Source organism: Streptomyces cylindrosporus (genome assembly GCF_022698165.1).
In the GTDB taxonomy this organism is placed as follows: Bacteria; Actinomycetota; Actinomycetes; order Streptomycetales; family Streptomycetaceae; genus Streptomyces; species Streptomyces cylindrosporus.
On record NZ_JALDAY010000007.1, the window covers coordinates 117,553 to 131,377 of the forward strand.

Sequence of the window (13,825 nt, forward strand, 5' to 3'; positions counted from 1 at the left end):
GACGGGTGCCGTCCATCGCCAATTTCTGATAGGAAACCTTCCTATCAGAGTGATGCACGGCCAACTCCCCACCCCCCACCTCCTCTTGGAGTCCCCGTGAGCCATCCGTCCAGCGATCTGCCACGCCCCGCGCTCACCTCGCGCCGCACCGTCCTCGCCCTGCTCGGCGCATCCCTGGCAGCGGCCCCGCTGCTGCGCCCCTCGCACGCCTCCGCGACGACCGCCGCGGGCTGCGTCGGGCTCGACGACCCGGCGAAGAAGGAGATCGCCATGCAGTTGGTGTCGAGCGCGGAGAACTCCTCGCTCGACTGGAAGGCGCAGTACAAGTACATCGAGGACATCGGTGACGGCCGCGGCTACACCGCCGGCATCATCGGCTTCTGCTCCGGCACCGGCGACATGCTCGACCTGGTCCAGCTCTACACCGACCGCAAGCCGGGCAACGTTCTTGCCAAATACCTTCCGGCCCTGCGCCAGGTGAACGGCTCCGACTCGCACGACGGGCTCGACCCGAACTTCCCCAAGGACTGGCGCAAGGCGGCCCAGGACAGCGCCTTCCAGCAGGCGCAGAACGACGAACGCGACCGCGTCTACTTCAACCCGGCCGTGAAGCAGGGCAAGACGGACGGGCTGGGCACGCTCGGGCAGTTCACGTACTACGACGCCATCGTCATGCACGGAGACGGCGACGACCCGACCAGCTTCCGCAACATACGCAAGCGCGCCCTGAACAAGGCCGAGCCGCCGGCCCAGGGCGGCGACGAGGTGACGTACCTCAACGCCTTCCTCGACGCGCGGGTGTGGGCCATGAAGCAGGAGGAGGCCCACAGCGACACCACCCGCGTCGACACCGAGCAGCGGGTCTTCCTGCGCAAGGGCAACCTGTGCCTGAACACCCCGCTGGACTGGAAGGTGTACGGGGACAGTTACCACATCGGCTGATCCGGCAGGTAGGCTTCCTATGGGCTCATAAAGTTGATTTATGAGCCCATAGACCGGACCCGCGTACCGACTTAGGCTTGCCTTAGCTTAGGCTTCCCGTTCGAGTCGATCTATCGCCGCTCGAAGGGAACCTGATCATGCCCCGCCCCCTGCGGGTAGCCATCGTCGGAGCCGGCCCCGCCGGGATCTACGCCGCCGACGCGTTGCTCAAGTCCGACGTGGCCGCCGAACCCGGTGTGTCCATCGACCTCTACGAGCGCATGCCGGCGCCCTTCGGGCTGATCCGCTACGGCGTCGCCCCCGACCACCCCCGCATCAAGGGCATCATCACGGCCCTCCACCAGGTGCTCGACAAGCCACAGATCCGCCTGTTCGGCAACGTCGACTACCCGAACGACATCAGCCTCGACGACCTGCGCGCCTTCTACGACGCGGTGATCTTCTCGACGGGCGCGACGGCCGACCGCGAGCTGCACATACCCGGCATCGATCTCGACGGCTCCTACGGCGCCGCCGACTTCGTCTCCTGGTACGACGGCCACCCGGACGTGCCGCGCACCTGGCCGCTGGAGGCCGAGAAGGTCGCCGTGCTCGGCGTCGGCAACGTCGCCCTCGACGTGGCCCGCATCCTCGCCAAGACGGCGGACGAGCTGCTGCCGACGGAGATCCCGCCGAACGTCTACGAGGGCCTCAAGGCCAACAAGGCCCTGGAGATCCACGTCTTCGGCCGCCGCGGCCCGGCGCAGGCGAAGTTCTCCCCGATGGAGCTGCGGGAGCTGGACCACTCCCCCAACATCGAGGTCATCGTCGACCCCGAGGACATCGACTACGACGAGGGCTCGATCGAGACCCGGCGCGGCAACAAGCAGGCCGACATGGTCGCCAAGACCCTGGAGAACTGGGCGATCCGCGACGTCGGCGACCGCCCGCACAAACTCTTCCTGCACTTCTTCGAGTCCCCGGCGGAGGTCCTCGGCGAGGACGGCAAGGTCGTCGGCCTGCGCACCGAGCGCACCGCCCTCGACGGCACCGGCAACGTCAAGGGCACCGGCGAGTTCAAGGACTGGGACGTCACCGCCGTCTACCGCGCGGTCGGCTACCTCTCCGACAAGCTCCCCAAGCTGCCCTGGGACATCGACTCGGGCACCGTCCCGGACGAGGGCGGCCGGGTCATCCAGGAGAGCGGCGAGCACCTCCGGTCGACCTACGTCACCGGCTGGATCCGGCGCGGCCCGGTGGGCCTGATCGGCCACACCAAGGGCGACGCCAACGAGACGGTGTCGAACCTGCTGGACGACTACGCGAACGACCGCCTCCACACGCCCGCCGCGCCCGAGCCGGAGGCCGTGGACGCGTTCCTCGCCGAGCGGGGCGTGCGCTACACCACCTGGGACGGCTGGTACAGGCTGGACGCCGCCGAGAAGGCGCTGGGCGAGCCGCAGGGCCGCGAGCGCGTGAAGATCGTCGAGCGTGAGGACATGCTCCGCGAGAGCGGCGCCTGACGGTCGCTCAGGAGGGCTTCCGGGACGACAACGCGGAGACGGTACGGTGCACCGTCTCCGTGTGGCCGAACAGTCCCGGGAGCCCTCCGCTGTGCAGGAACACGGTGCGCTGCCCCGGCCCGATGTCACCGTCCCGCACGGCGGCGAACAGCCCGGCCATGGCCCGCCCCGTGTAGACGGGGTCCAGGACGATCCCCTCGGTGGCGGCGGCCGTCCGCATCGCCGCCAGGACGGGCTCGTGCAGGACGCCGTATCCCGCGCCGACCTGGTCGGTACGCACGCGAAGGGAGCCGGGGTCGACGCCGGCGAGTCCGGCGACGGTGGCAGCCGGCTCGTCCACGGCGCCGCAGTGCACGCCCAGCACCCGCTCCGCCCCCAGCGCGCCGACGAGACCGGCCATGGTGCCCCCGGAGCCGAGAGCCACCACCACATGCGCCACGTCCGGCAGTTGGGCCAGCACTTCCTGACCGCCCTCGACATATCCCCGCGCGCCCAGCGGACTTGAGCCCCCGAAGGGAATCAGGAAGGGCCGGGCTCCTTCCCCGCGCAGCTGTTCACAGACGTCCTCGGCCACCCGGCCCAGGCCGCTCGGAGCGCCCTCGCCGGCCCAGTGGACACGGGCCCCGAAGAGGCTGTCGAGCACGAGGTTCCCGGAGCCGTGCGCCGCCCTGTCGGGCGTACCGGGGAAGACGAGCACCACGTCGAGGCCCAGCCGGGCGCCGGCGGCCGCGGTGAGCCGGGCGTGGTTGCTCTGTGCGGCGCCGGTGGTCACCAGCGTGTCCGCGCCCGCGGCCGACGCGGCGCCGACGAACCACTCCAGCTTGCGCACCTTGTTGCCGCCTCCGCCGAGACCGCCGAGGTCGTCCCGCTTGATCCACAGGTCGTCCTCGCGCAGGCCGAGTTCGGCGCCGAGGCGCGGCGCGCGCTCGATGGGGGTCGGCCAGGTGCTCAGGGCGATCTTGTCACTCATGGCACCCATCGAATCAGTACGCCGGTCAAAGGCACGTGCGGACGAGCCACTCGTCGGCGTTGTACGCGTCCCTCGCCGGATCCGGCGCCACCGCGGGCCGCTCCTCGATGGTGTCCTCGAGCCGGATCCGCTCCGGCAGACTCCCGAACCGCGCCCGCCGCCCGGCCTCGTCGGAGTCCGCCACCGTCTTCTCCTGCGACTGCATCGCCATCCCACGCTCCTGCGCTCGAAGCCCGTCCGAACGTTACCGGTTCGGATGACGACCATGCTCGCAGGCGACGCGTCACCAGTCAAGGCGGTGACGACGCACGGATGGCGCGTTCCACGGAATTCGAAAGGCGCGCTCCGCGGAACCGCTCCCGGCGCCCGGACGTTCCCCTCTGTGCAGGTGCGACCACGGGGGCCGCACGGAGACGGGCGAGGTGGCGCGTGACGCGGGTACTGGTCATCGGTGGCGGAATCGCCGGTACGACGACGGCTCTGGCACTGGACAAGGCGGGCTTCGAGGTCGCCGTGCACGAGGCGCATCCCGACTCGGCCGAGGACCTGGGCGCGTTCCTCACCCTCGCGAGCAACGGCATGCGCGCGCTGGCCCAGATCGACGCCTCCGCCGCGGTCACGGCGCTCGGCTTTCCGCTGACCTCGATGCGCGTACTGGACGACACGGGCAAGGAGTTGGCGCAGGCACCCCTCGGAGAGGCGGGCGATCCGCTCCTCCGATACCGGTGCCTGCGGCGCGGCGACCTCAACTCGGGGCTGCAGGCGGAGGCGACACGCAGGGGCATCGCCGTCCACCACGGCAACCGGCTCACCTCCGTCCAGGAGAACGGCGCGGGCGTCACCGCGCACTTCGCCGACGGCAGCACCGCGACCGCCGAGGTCCTGATCGGCGCCGACGGCCTCAACTCGACGGTCCGGCAGGCGATCGCCCCCGACGCGCGCCCCGTCTACGCGGGCCAGCGCGTCTTCTACGGCTACACCGGCGCCGCGTCCACATCCGACGGAGGCGCGCGCATCACGATGGTGCGGGGCAGCGAGGCCGCGTTCGGCTTCGCGGTGTCGCCCGACGGGGAGACGTACTGGTTTGCGCGCGTGGCCGACGACCCGCTGCCCGCGGAGGCCACCGACCAGGGCACACCGGCCGGTTGGCGCGAGCTGCTGCTCCCGGCGCTGCGCAAGGACGCCACCCCCGCCGCCGACATCGTGGCCGCCACCGGTGACGACGTCCTGGTCACCAACGCCACCGAGCTCCCTCCGGGCACCCCCTGGCGTTCCGGCCGGGTCCTGCTCCTCGGCGACGCGGCCCACGCGGCCTCGCCGGCGACCGGACAGGGCGCCTCGATGGCCATGGAGGACGCCGTGATCCTCGCGAAATCCCTGCGCGACGCACCGGACACCGACTCGGCGCTCTCCGTCTACGAGGAGCTGCGCCGCCCGCGCGTGGAGCACAACATCACCGTGAGCGGGAACATCTCGCGCGGCACCCACTCCACGTCCCCCGCCGCCCGCAGCGGCGCACCCGCCCGGCCCGGTGAGGACGAACTCGTACGGCTCCTCGAATGGGACGCATCAATTCGGTGAAGTGACCCCCCGCCCCGCCGTGTTTGTATACGCTCCGTTTCTTCACGGAAAATCCACACAGGGGGGATGTTTCACATGCGTATACGCCTTGTCGCGGCAACCGCGACCGCCGCGGGCACGCTCGCCGTACTGGCCGCCGTCCCGGCACACGCCACGGAGTACTCGTCCGCGCTGAAGATCAAGGGCATCCAGTACGACGCGCCCGGCAGAGACTCCAACAACTGCACCACCGGGAACACGAAGGACGAGTACCTGACGATCAAGAACTACTCGGCCCACACGACCGTGAACCTCAAGGGCTACGTGGTCAAGGACAAGGCCGGCAACAAGTTCACCTTCTCGAAGAACCACTACCTCCAGCCCGGCGACTACGTGAAGCTCCGCGGCGGCAAGGGCACGGACTCGGACACCAAGAACGTCGTCTACCGCAACAACTGCAACTTCATGTGGAACAACGACAAGGACACGATCTACGTGTACAAGCCGTCCGGCAGCGGCGCCGACTCGCACTCCTACACGAAGAGCGGCAACGACCCCGACGGCAACGGGTACATCACGTTCCACGGGTGACGTCGGCGGCGTGCGGGCCGCCTCCGCGCGGCCCGAGGTCGCGCCTGGCCACGACGCCCAGCCCGACGACGAGGAGCGTGAGCACCACGGCCTGGGCGAGCGCCCCGCCGACGAGCGCGGCGGGGACCGGGACGCCGAGCCAGGTGTAGAGCGCGGCGACGCGTACGGCGAGCAGGAGCAGGCCGAGCGCGGCGAGGGCCGGCGCACCGCAGGCGGCGCTCCGGTCGGCACGGCGGGTGTGCCACACCAGCCAGCCCAGAGTGCCGACGACGAAGCACGTGGCAGGTGCCCAGGCCGCGTCCGCCATGGCGGGCAGCAGCACCTCGGAGGCGCCTGTCACCACGCAGCACGCCGCGAAGACCAGCCCGGGCGAGCCGGCCGGCCGCAGGGCCGCCGGGGCGTCCCGGTGATGGCCGGCGCACAGGGCGAGGGCGGACGCCCAGGCGAACAGGGCGAAGGCGGCGGCGAACCACGGGGCGCCCGGCACGGTTCCGCTCAGCAGCGGTCCGGCCAACGGCCACACCGACGGGAGCGCCGCCAGCAGCACCGACACCTGGGCCAGGCGCCTTCGGTCGTGCACGAGGGCGAAGAAGCCGACCGGCCACAGCAGCGGCAGCACCCATACGGCGATCTCGACCACGGCGGGCGTGGGCCCGTGCCCGGCGAAGCCGGACAGGAAGAGGTCCCATTCCCGTGCGCCGTGGGTCGACGCCCAGGTCAGTTGCAGGACCCGGTCGACGACGGCGGTGGCCGCCTGCAGGAGCACGGCGAACAGGGCGAAGTGGCGGACCGCCGACCCGAGGAGCACATAGGGCCGAGGTGCCCCGGCGGCGGCGAGCCGGGTGCGTACGGCGAGTGCCGCGACGCTCGCCACCTCGCCGAGGGTGGGCCGGCTCTGGTCCTGGGTGTCCCGGTCGAGGTCCCACAGGTAGACCTCGACCATCTCCTCCTCCCGGGCCCGCCGGTAGTAGTCGGGGAGTAGCCGCAGCACCGTGCGGTAGCGGGCTTCGAGCAGTGTCGTCATGCGAGACCTCCCGCGAGTCCGGGTCCCTGGGCCGGGTTCGTGACGGGGCCGGGGGCGCCGCGGCCCTCGGCGATACGGCGCTTGGCGGCGCTGGCTCCGGCCGCCATGCGCTCCGCCTCGGCGTCGAGAGCCCGCATGCCCTCGTCGGTGAGCCGGTAGTAGCGCCTGAGCCGGCCCTCGTGCACCTCCTCGCGGTCGAGCACGATCAGCCCGTCGGCGGTGAGCCGGTCCAGCACGCCGTAGAGAGTGCCGACGCGCAACTGCACGGCGCCGTCGGACAGTTCCTCGACCTCGCGCAGGATGCCGTAGCCGTGTCGGGGCTGGTCGGCGAGGGCGGTGAGGACGAAGAACGCCGCCTGTGTCATGTTCCTCGATGCCATGCCGCCATGATATCTCGGTTACCGATATATAGCGCGCCACGGAGTTACCTGGGCGTGTCCCCCGAGGACGGGGTGGGGGTGACAGGGGCGGCGTCCGTGCGGTGCCGGCCGGACTCCGGCACCGCCGGGCTCGGTGGGTGCGACCACCGCCGCCGCGAACAGGGCCCGCCCCGAAGCGGATGGTGGGCGGGCCCTGTTCGGGGCGTCATTCTCGCGGCCCGAATGCCCGCGGGACACGAGTGAAACGCCGCGGACTGGGGTGTTCCGCTCGCACCCCGAGTGCGGCACGCACATCCCGTGTGCACACCCCGCCCGATCTCGCCCGAACCCCGCGGACGATACTGGTGGGTCCACGTGCCCCCGCCACCCGATGGACCCATGCGCTTCTTCTCCACCGCCCGCCCGACACCCTCCCCGACCCTGTGGCTGGCCCGCGGCCACCACCCCGGACCCGACGCGCCCGACACGGTTCGCCGGACCCTGAAACGCCTCAAGGGCAGCGAGGTCCTCGACGACCAGCACGAGCTGCCCGCGGCCGAGGACGCCTCTCCCCTCGTGTTCGAGGCGCGCTGGCGGGTCCGCGCCGGGACGGTGACCGTGCGGGCCCGGCTGACGCTGACGCCCGGCGCGGAGGGTGGACACGACTGGACGCTGGCAGCCGAGGCGGAGTCCCCGTGGGATCCGGAGTGGCCCTCGCCCGCCACCATGTTCTGGCCCGACGAACCGGACGCCGACTGGGACCACGAGCCCGGCACGGCACTGCGCACACGGCAGGCCAACCGTCTGCCCACGGACGACAAGGAGATCCGGCGGCTGCTGCGCGACTGCGTGCGCGGCGGCTGGAGCATCAACCTCGTCGTGCACGAGGCGATGACGCCGGACGAGCGCGGCCGGGGCCCGCTCGGCCCGCTGCTGCCACCGGGGCTGCGCCACCGCGTGCTGGAACACCGGGCCGCTCCCGAGCAGTTGCGGATCGTGAACCGGGCGCTGCGTGAGTTCGGTGTGCAGGTCCCGCGCGGCGGCGCCGTGCTGCTGTCCGCGGACCGGGACGGCGTCGACGCGGACGAGTTCGCCGTACGCACGGTCTTCCTCGACGGTTCGCGGCCGACGGACCTCGTCGACGCGCTGACCCGTTTCGCCGCGCTGCCGCCGCCCCTGCCGGAGGGGGCCGAGGAGGTCGTCTCGGCGCTGCGGGACGAGTGGCAACTGATGACGCTCGAGGAGGAACTCGCCCGTGAGCGCGCGCTGGTGGCGCGGTACGCCGAGGCCCTCGACGCGATGACGAAGTCCCGGGACCTGTACCGCGAGGCGGCCGAGCGCGCCCATGAGGCGCTGGAGGCCTACCGCGAGTCGGGCACGGCCGCACCGACAGCGCCGCAGCCCGCCCCCACTGCGTCCCCCTTCCAGCACCTGACCCGCACCCTGGAACGCCTCAAGGGGACGGGCAAGGCCCTGCGGCCCACGCCCACGACGGACAGCGAGCGTGCCGGAAACCCGGAGCAGGACGGCTCAGACGATTCGACCCGCGACTGACGCGGGTGTGTCACTCCGCCCCACGGCGTGCCCCCACCAGGGGGCGTGCCGGCGCGTTCACGGTCGGCGCCTGTGACGCCAGTCGCACCAGCAGGGCGGTCAGGGCCACGAGGGACGCGCAGACGGCGGCCAGGCCCGCGATCCAGTTCGGGGCGAGCGTGAGGTCCAGCGCGCGGGACAGCCGTGCCGAGTGGAAGCGCCCCTCGTACAGCTGGGCCGCCGCGAGCAGGGCCGGCACCACGACGGCGACCGCGAGGACGGTGAGGCCGGGCCGCAGGGTCAGCAGTACGGAGACAGCGGCGCACACCGTCGAGAGGCCCAGGGCGAGTCCGTAGGCGTGGAGCGACGCGCCGTCCCGGTGCAGCGGGAACCAGAGCATCGCGCAGGCGAGCAGCGCGGCGGCGGCGAACAGGCCGGGCCACTGGAGCCGGGCGGCGGGCCGGGCCGGCGTACGGGCGATCCGGCGCGGTGTGCGGAGGTCACCGATGGCGGGCGCGAAGTCGGGGGCGGGCGGCGGGAGGACGCCGGGCACGGGCGGCGGCTGGTCGCCGTACGCCTCCTGCTCGTCGTACGGCCGCGGCGGCTCCTCCGCTTCGAGCCTGGCGGCCTGCGCCTCGCGTTCCTCGCTCAGCCGGCCGATGAGTTCCACGAGTTCCTCGACGGGCCGCGCGGTGGCGGCGGCGCGGGCCGCCTCCTGTCCGCAGTGGGGTTCCATCGGCGAACGGTGCAGCAGCGCCATCAGCCGCGTCACGTCCTCCACGGGCCGGCTCCCGGCGGCGGCACGGATCGCCTCGTCGGCGCTGTCGGCGTCGCGCGGCGGCCGGGTGAGCAGGGCGGCCAGCCGGGTGACGTCCTCCACGGACCGGTCCGTGCCGACCGCCCGGAGCGCGTCGACGGTGGCCTGCGCGTACTGAGGGGACTGCTCCAGCAGTGTGATCAGCCGGGCGACCTCCTCCAGCGGGCGGTCGGCGACCGCGGCGTGCACCAGTGCGCTGACCGGGTCTTCGTGAGCGGTGGTTATCGAGGGTTCGTTCGGCTGAGGTGATGAAGAGCGGGTGCTCATTCTCTGCTCCATGGGAGAGATGAAAGGAGTTCGGCGAGCTCTCGCGCCCCCCCGAGTGCGCTCACGCGACGTTACGTGCCATTACTAGGCGCCACCCCCGCGCCGTGCCACTCGGGTGGGCCACCGGAATGAGACGTGCCGCGGACCGGCGACGTACGAAGGGCGGATGCGGGAATGCGGGAAGGGGGCGCGCCGCTCGGGCCCGCCCGTCCGAGGAGGACCCGTGGATACGACCACAACGGTGATCGTCGTTGCCGTGGCCCTTGCCGCACTCGTCCTGACCATGGCCGTCGTCCTGTTGGTACGGCTGGTGCGGACCCGGCGCGATCTGCGCCGCGCCGGACTGCCGACCGGCCCCCGCTGGGTTTTCTGGGGCGCCGTCCTCTACTTGGTGCTGCCCACCGACCTGCTGCCCGACCCCGTGTACCTGGACGACATCGGCGTCCTCCTTCTCGCACTACGCACCATCAGTGCACCTTTACGGATGCCGAATAGCCATAAATCCCCCGCGGTTACGGAGAGTAAGGAAACCAATCACTCGTTCGATTCGTATAAGTGACTGGAAGGGCAAGGCAGTCGGCGGACCGAGCGGCACCACAGGGCAGGGAGCGCTCGGTCGGCGCAGCACCGACGAGGGAGACACGATGCAACCGTTCGCGCTCAACTACGCACGTCCGGCGGTGGAGTTGGAGGCCAGGACTCCGTATGCCTACGACTCCGGACTGCAGTTGAACGTGCTCAGTGACGGCCGGGTCGCCGCCGGTGACCTGGCTCTGCTCAGAGAGCTGGGGACCACGACGTCCACTGCGGGCTCCAAGACTCACTTCGACGACTGAACGCGGAACCGCCGACCATGACCGTGCTGATACTGACCTGTGAAGAGGACGTCACCGCCGACATGGTGGTCGTCCATCTGAACGCGTCCGGGGTCCCGGTGGTCCGTCTGGACCCCGCCGATCTCCCCGGCGGTGTGGCGCTGTCCGGTGAGTATGTGCACGGCGCCTTCCGTGGCCATCTCCAGTCCGCGGGCCGCCTGGTGAGCATCTCCGGTCTGCGCTCCATATGGATGCGCAGGCCGGGCCCGGCGGCCACCCGGGCGCCCGAGCCCTCGGACTGGCTGACCGAGGAGTCCGGACAGGCGCTGTACGGCATGCTCCGCGGCTCGGACGCGCGCTGGATGAACCACCCGGACGCGGCCCGCCGGGCACGGCACAAGCCATGGCAGCTGAGGGTGGCACAGGGCTGCGGACTGCCCGTCCCGGCCACTTTGATCACGACGTTCCCGCAGGCGGCACGGGAGTTCGCGGAGCGCTATCCGGACCTGGTGGTCAAGCCGGTCTCCGGCGCGCATCCGCAGGATCCGCCGCGGGCGGTGCCGACCAGCCGGGTGGCGCCGGACACGGACTTCACGGCGGTCGCGTTCGGTCCCACGCTGCTTCAGCGGCGGGTCGCGAAGAGGGCCGACATCCGGCTGACCGTGGTGGGCGAGCGGCTGCTGGCCGCCCGCAAGGCGACCCCCGAGGACGCCGATCCCGACCAGGTGGACGTCCGTTTCGCCTCGCCGGACGTGCCGTGGCAGGCGACCGAGGTGCCGCCGCGGGTCGCCGCCGCGGTCGGCGCGTACATGCGGCGGGCCGAACTGGCCTACGGCGCCTTCGACTTCGCCGAGGACGCCGACGGGACCTGGTGGTTCCTGGAGTGCAACCAGTCGGGTCAGTTCGGCTTCGTCGAGGTGGAGACGGGCCAGCCGATCTCCCGGACCGTCGCCGAGTGGCTGGCGCATGGCGGCCCCGAGCCGAGGTCACACGTCAACGGGTCCAGTACGACGGTGTGTTGAGGCCGGTCAGTGCGGCATCGAGCCCGGCAGCAGCGCCGTCCGCTGCCATCCCGTGCCAGGAGAGGCTGGCCGCTCGGGGATCGGCGCGGGGGCGAAGGACTGCAGCGGACGCATGGCGTACTCCAGTTCCCGGCTCACGCGCTCGGCCTCCCGGCGAGTCTGGGTGGGGACGTCGCCGCGCTCGGCGACGAGTCGGTCGTAGATGGGGGAATCCTGGAACACCCGTCATGCGCCTTTCGTGTGCTGGCCCACGCGCATGGGCACAGCTGACGAGTGTATGCGCCCCGGCAGGCCGAGGTGTGAATTCCTCAAGAGCACTTGACGTCCGCGAAGCGGGTGTGCGTTCGCTCAGGCCCCGGTCGTCGAGCCGGGACGGACGATCATCAGGACGGTGACGGTGGCCCACAGCAGGTTGAAGATGCCGGTGAACATGGCGAGTCGGGCGGTGCCGGAGCGCTCCACCGCCTGTCCGGCGTCCAGTTGTTCCAGCAGTTCGTCCTGGCGGGGCAGGACGAAGGCGATCAGGATCCCGGCGGCCACCGCGGTCAGCGTGATGGACGCGACGAGCCACTTGTCGCCGAGCACTCCCATGGCCGACGCGGTGGCGAAGCCGAGGGCGGGCACGGCGAGGCCGATGCCGGAGTAGACGCGGCAGATGCGGCGCAGCAGCCGCACGGTGCCCACCCCGGCCGCGTCGGCGCCGGCCCGGCGCACGGCCGGCGGGAACATGCTGGCCGCCACGGTGACGGGGCCGACGGCGACGATGGCCGCGAGCACGTGGAGGGACAGCAGGACCTTGGTCATCGAGGAGCTCTTTCCGTGGATCGATCGGCTGTGCGCGGCCCACGGTAGGGATCTTCGAGACGGATCGACAGCGGCAGAAACGACAGAGGCCAACGGATTCCCGCCAACGCCCTCGTCTGAGCCATCGGCCTCGTTCCCTGGTCATACGCATGGCGGGAACCCGTCTATCGTGGCGTTCATGCACTCCGTGGCGATCCTCGCGCTCGACGACGTGGTGCCGTTCGACCTGACGGCGCCCATGACGGTGTTCGACTGGGCACAGCTGCCCGACGGGCGCAGCCCCTACCGGGTGACCCTGTGCGCCGAGAAGCCGGAGGTACGCGGAGACGGACTGGTACTGCGGGTGGAGCGGGGGCTCGACGCGCTCGCGGACGCGGACACGGTGGTCGTGCCGGGCCGCAAGCCCGGGGTGGGGCCGACGTCCGAGCCGGTCCTGGCGGCGTTGCGCCGGGCCGCCGCGGACGGCACCCGGATCGCCTCGGTCTGCTCGGGCGCGTTCGTGCTCGCGGAGGCGGGGCTGCTGGACGGGCTGCGGGCCACCACACACTGGGCCGCCGCCGGTGAACTGGCCCGCCTGTTCCCGCGCGTGCAGGTGCAGCCGGACGTGCTGTACGTCGACAACGGGCAGATCCTCACCTCGGCCGGTGCCGCGGCCGCGCTGGACCTGTGCCTGCACATGATCCGCCGGGATCTGGGCTCGGCCGTCGCCGCGGACGCCGCCCGCAGGTGTGTCATGCCGCTCGAACGGGAGGGCGGGCAGGCCCAGTTCATCGTGCACGAACTGCCGCCCGTGCCGCGCGGGTCGACTCTGGAGCCGGTGCTGGAGTGGATCGAGGACAATCTGGCGGGCGAGATCACCCTGGGCGCGATGGCGGCACGTTCGGGGATGAGCGAGCGCACCTTCAGCCGGCGCTTCCGCGAGCAGACGGGCACGACGCCGTTGCAGTGGCTGCTGCGCACACGGGTACGGCGGGCGCAGTACCTGCTGGAGAACAGCGACCGCCCGATCGAACGGATCGCGCAGCAGGCGGGGTTCGGCTCACCGACGGCGTTCCGTGAGCGCTTCCGCCGGGTGGTCGGGACGACTCCGCAGGCCTACCGGTCCGCGTTCCACGCGAACGGGACCCCGGTGACCTCGGGTGCGCAGGCGGGCGGCCGGTGACGGACTTCCGTGTCCCGTACCGCAATTGACGCAAACCACCGCGCCACCCGAGTCCCCGCGGCCCGCCGGACGTTGAACAGAGGGCAACCGACCCAGCACGAACGGTGACCATCATGAACCGCTCCGGCCGCCTCCTCTGCGCCCTGTACCTCGCCACCAGCGGCGGGCTCGCCTGGACCACGCTCCTCGAATCGCTGCACGGACCCGCGTGGGCCGCCTGTCTGTTCGCCGCCGCGAGTCTGGTCCCGGTCATCGCCGTCGTACGCGAGACGCTGATCCACGAGCTGCGCACGGCCGCCGCCGGGCCGCGCCGGCCCGTGCGGTCGGCGGCCGACGAGATCGTCCGGGAGGAGCTGGACGCGGCGTGCTGCGAGCGCTGGTGGACGAGTCTCGGCACAGACCACGACATGGCCTGTCCGCACCGGATCCCGCGCAGCAGCGCCGCCTGACCGCAGGC

Annotated in this window: 17 protein-coding genes; 10 read left to right on the forward strand and 7 right to left on the reverse strand. The window is 71.7% G+C overall.

Features of this window, described 5'->3' with window-relative positions; translation table 11 throughout:
* Positions 1-96 precede the first annotated feature (96 nt).
* Positions 97-942, forward strand: coding sequence for a chitosanase (locus tag MQP27_RS23175; RefSeq protein WP_242767258.1), 846 nt, complete (start codon positions 97-99; stop codon positions 940-942).
* A gap of 137 nt (positions 943-1,079) precedes the next feature.
* The gene (locus MQP27_RS23180; protein ID WP_242767259.1) at positions 1,080-2,444 is read left to right on the forward strand and encodes an FAD-dependent oxidoreductase; all 1,365 of its coding nucleotides are present in this window, start codon (positions 1,080-1,082) and stop codon (positions 2,442-2,444) included.
* 7 nt (positions 2,445-2,451) lie between these two features.
* Here MQP27_RS23180 and MQP27_RS23185 read toward each other — a convergent pair whose 3' ends face one another.
* Both MQP27_RS23185 and MQP27_RS23190 read right to left on the reverse strand, forming a co-directional pair.
* Positions 2,452-3,414: a D-cysteine desulfhydrase family protein gene (locus MQP27_RS23185; RefSeq protein ID WP_242767260.1), complete on the reverse strand. Its 963-nt coding sequence runs from the start codon at positions 3,412-3,414 to the stop codon at positions 2,452-2,454.
* Positions 3,415-3,439: 25 nt separating this feature from the next.
* Positions 3,440-3,625 carry a hypothetical protein gene (locus tag MQP27_RS23190; protein WP_372511288.1) on the reverse strand — a complete coding sequence of 62 codons (186 nt, stop codon included), beginning with the start codon at positions 3,623-3,625 and terminating at the stop codon, positions 3,440-3,442.
* A gap of 218 nt (positions 3,626-3,843) precedes the next feature.
* Between MQP27_RS23190 and MQP27_RS23195 the strand changes: the two genes are divergently transcribed.
* The gene (locus MQP27_RS23195; protein WP_242767261.1) at positions 3,844-4,995 is read left to right on the forward strand and encodes an FAD-dependent oxidoreductase; all 1,152 of its coding nucleotides are present in this window, start codon (positions 3,844-3,846) and stop codon (positions 4,993-4,995) included.
* 75 nt (positions 4,996-5,070) lie between these two features.
* Complete coding sequence (locus MQP27_RS23200; protein ID WP_242767262.1) at positions 5,071-5,565, forward strand: lamin tail domain-containing protein; 495 nt, start codon at positions 5,071-5,073, stop codon at positions 5,563-5,565.
* Here MQP27_RS23200 and MQP27_RS23205 read toward each other — a convergent pair.
* Together MQP27_RS23205 and MQP27_RS23210 are read right to left on the reverse strand one after the other, a co-directional pair.
* A complete protein-coding gene (locus MQP27_RS23205) occupies positions 5,549-6,589 on the reverse strand; it encodes a hypothetical protein (RefSeq protein WP_242767263.1) in 1,041 nt (346 codons plus the stop codon). The genes MQP27_RS23200 and MQP27_RS23205 overlap by 17 nt on opposite strands.
* Positions 6,586-6,954, reverse strand: a complete 369-nt coding sequence (locus MQP27_RS23210) for a PadR family transcriptional regulator (RefSeq protein ID WP_242767792.1) — start codon at positions 6,952-6,954, stop codon at positions 6,586-6,588. Before MQP27_RS23210 ends, MQP27_RS23205 begins: the two co-directional genes overlap by 4 nt.
* A 393-nt stretch (positions 6,955-7,347) precedes the next feature.
* Here MQP27_RS23210 and MQP27_RS23215 point away from each other — a divergent pair, with 393 nt between their 5' ends.
* Complete coding sequence (locus MQP27_RS23215) at positions 7,348-8,502, forward strand: hypothetical protein (protein WP_242767264.1); 1,155 nt, start codon at positions 7,348-7,350, stop codon at positions 8,500-8,502.
* A 10-nt stretch (positions 8,503-8,512) separates the two neighbouring features.
* On the opposite strand, the gene MQP27_RS23220 is transcribed toward MQP27_RS23215, so the two are convergent.
* The gene (locus MQP27_RS23220) at positions 8,513-9,565 is read right to left on the reverse strand and encodes a hypothetical protein (RefSeq protein WP_242767265.1); all 1,053 of its coding nucleotides are present in this window, start codon (positions 9,563-9,565) and stop codon (positions 8,513-8,515) included.
* Positions 9,566-9,788: 223 nt separating this feature from the next.
* Here MQP27_RS23220 and MQP27_RS23225 point away from each other — a divergent pair, with 223 nt between their 5' ends.
* The 3 genes from MQP27_RS23225 to tgmB all read left to right on the forward strand — a co-directional run bounded on the left by MQP27_RS23225 (position 9,789) and on the right by tgmB (position 11,402).
* Positions 9,789-10,124, forward strand: coding sequence for a YkvA family protein (locus MQP27_RS23225; RefSeq protein WP_242767266.1), 336 nt, complete (start codon positions 9,789-9,791; stop codon positions 10,122-10,124).
* A gap of 85 nt (positions 10,125-10,209) precedes the next feature.
* On the forward strand, positions 10,210-10,401 hold the full coding sequence (gene tgmA, locus MQP27_RS23230) for a putative ATP-grasp-modified RiPP (RefSeq protein WP_242767267.1): 192 nt from the start codon (positions 10,210-10,212) through the stop codon (positions 10,399-10,401).
* A 17-nt stretch (positions 10,402-10,418) separates the two neighbouring features.
* Positions 10,419-11,402, forward strand: a complete 984-nt coding sequence (gene tgmB, locus MQP27_RS23235) for an ATP-grasp ribosomal peptide maturase (protein ID WP_242767268.1) — start codon at positions 10,419-10,421, stop codon at positions 11,400-11,402.
* Positions 11,403-11,408: 6 nt separating this feature from the next.
* Here tgmB and MQP27_RS23240 read toward each other — a convergent pair whose 3' ends face one another.
* Both MQP27_RS23240 and MQP27_RS23245 read right to left on the reverse strand, forming a co-directional pair.
* Entirely contained in the window at positions 11,409-11,624 is a 216-nt protein-coding gene (locus tag MQP27_RS23240; RefSeq protein ID WP_242767269.1) for a hypothetical protein, read from the reverse strand.
* A 126-nt stretch (positions 11,625-11,750) separates the two neighbouring features.
* Positions 11,751-12,206: a hypothetical protein gene (locus tag MQP27_RS23245; protein ID WP_242767270.1), complete on the reverse strand. Its 456-nt coding sequence runs from the start codon at positions 12,204-12,206 to the stop codon at positions 11,751-11,753.
* A 178-nt stretch (positions 12,207-12,384) separates the two neighbouring features.
* Between MQP27_RS23245 and MQP27_RS23250 the strand changes: the two genes are divergently transcribed.
* Both MQP27_RS23250 and MQP27_RS23255 read left to right on the forward strand, forming a co-directional pair.
* On the forward strand, positions 12,385-13,368 hold the full coding sequence (locus tag MQP27_RS23250; RefSeq protein ID WP_242767271.1) for a GlxA family transcriptional regulator: 984 nt from the start codon (positions 12,385-12,387) through the stop codon (positions 13,366-13,368).
* Positions 13,369-13,481: 113 nt separating this feature from the next.
* Positions 13,482-13,817 carry a hypothetical protein gene (locus tag MQP27_RS23255; RefSeq protein ID WP_242767272.1) on the forward strand — a complete coding sequence of 112 codons (336 nt, stop codon included), beginning with the start codon at positions 13,482-13,484 and terminating at the stop codon, positions 13,815-13,817.
* Positions 13,818-13,825 lie beyond the last annotated feature (8 nt).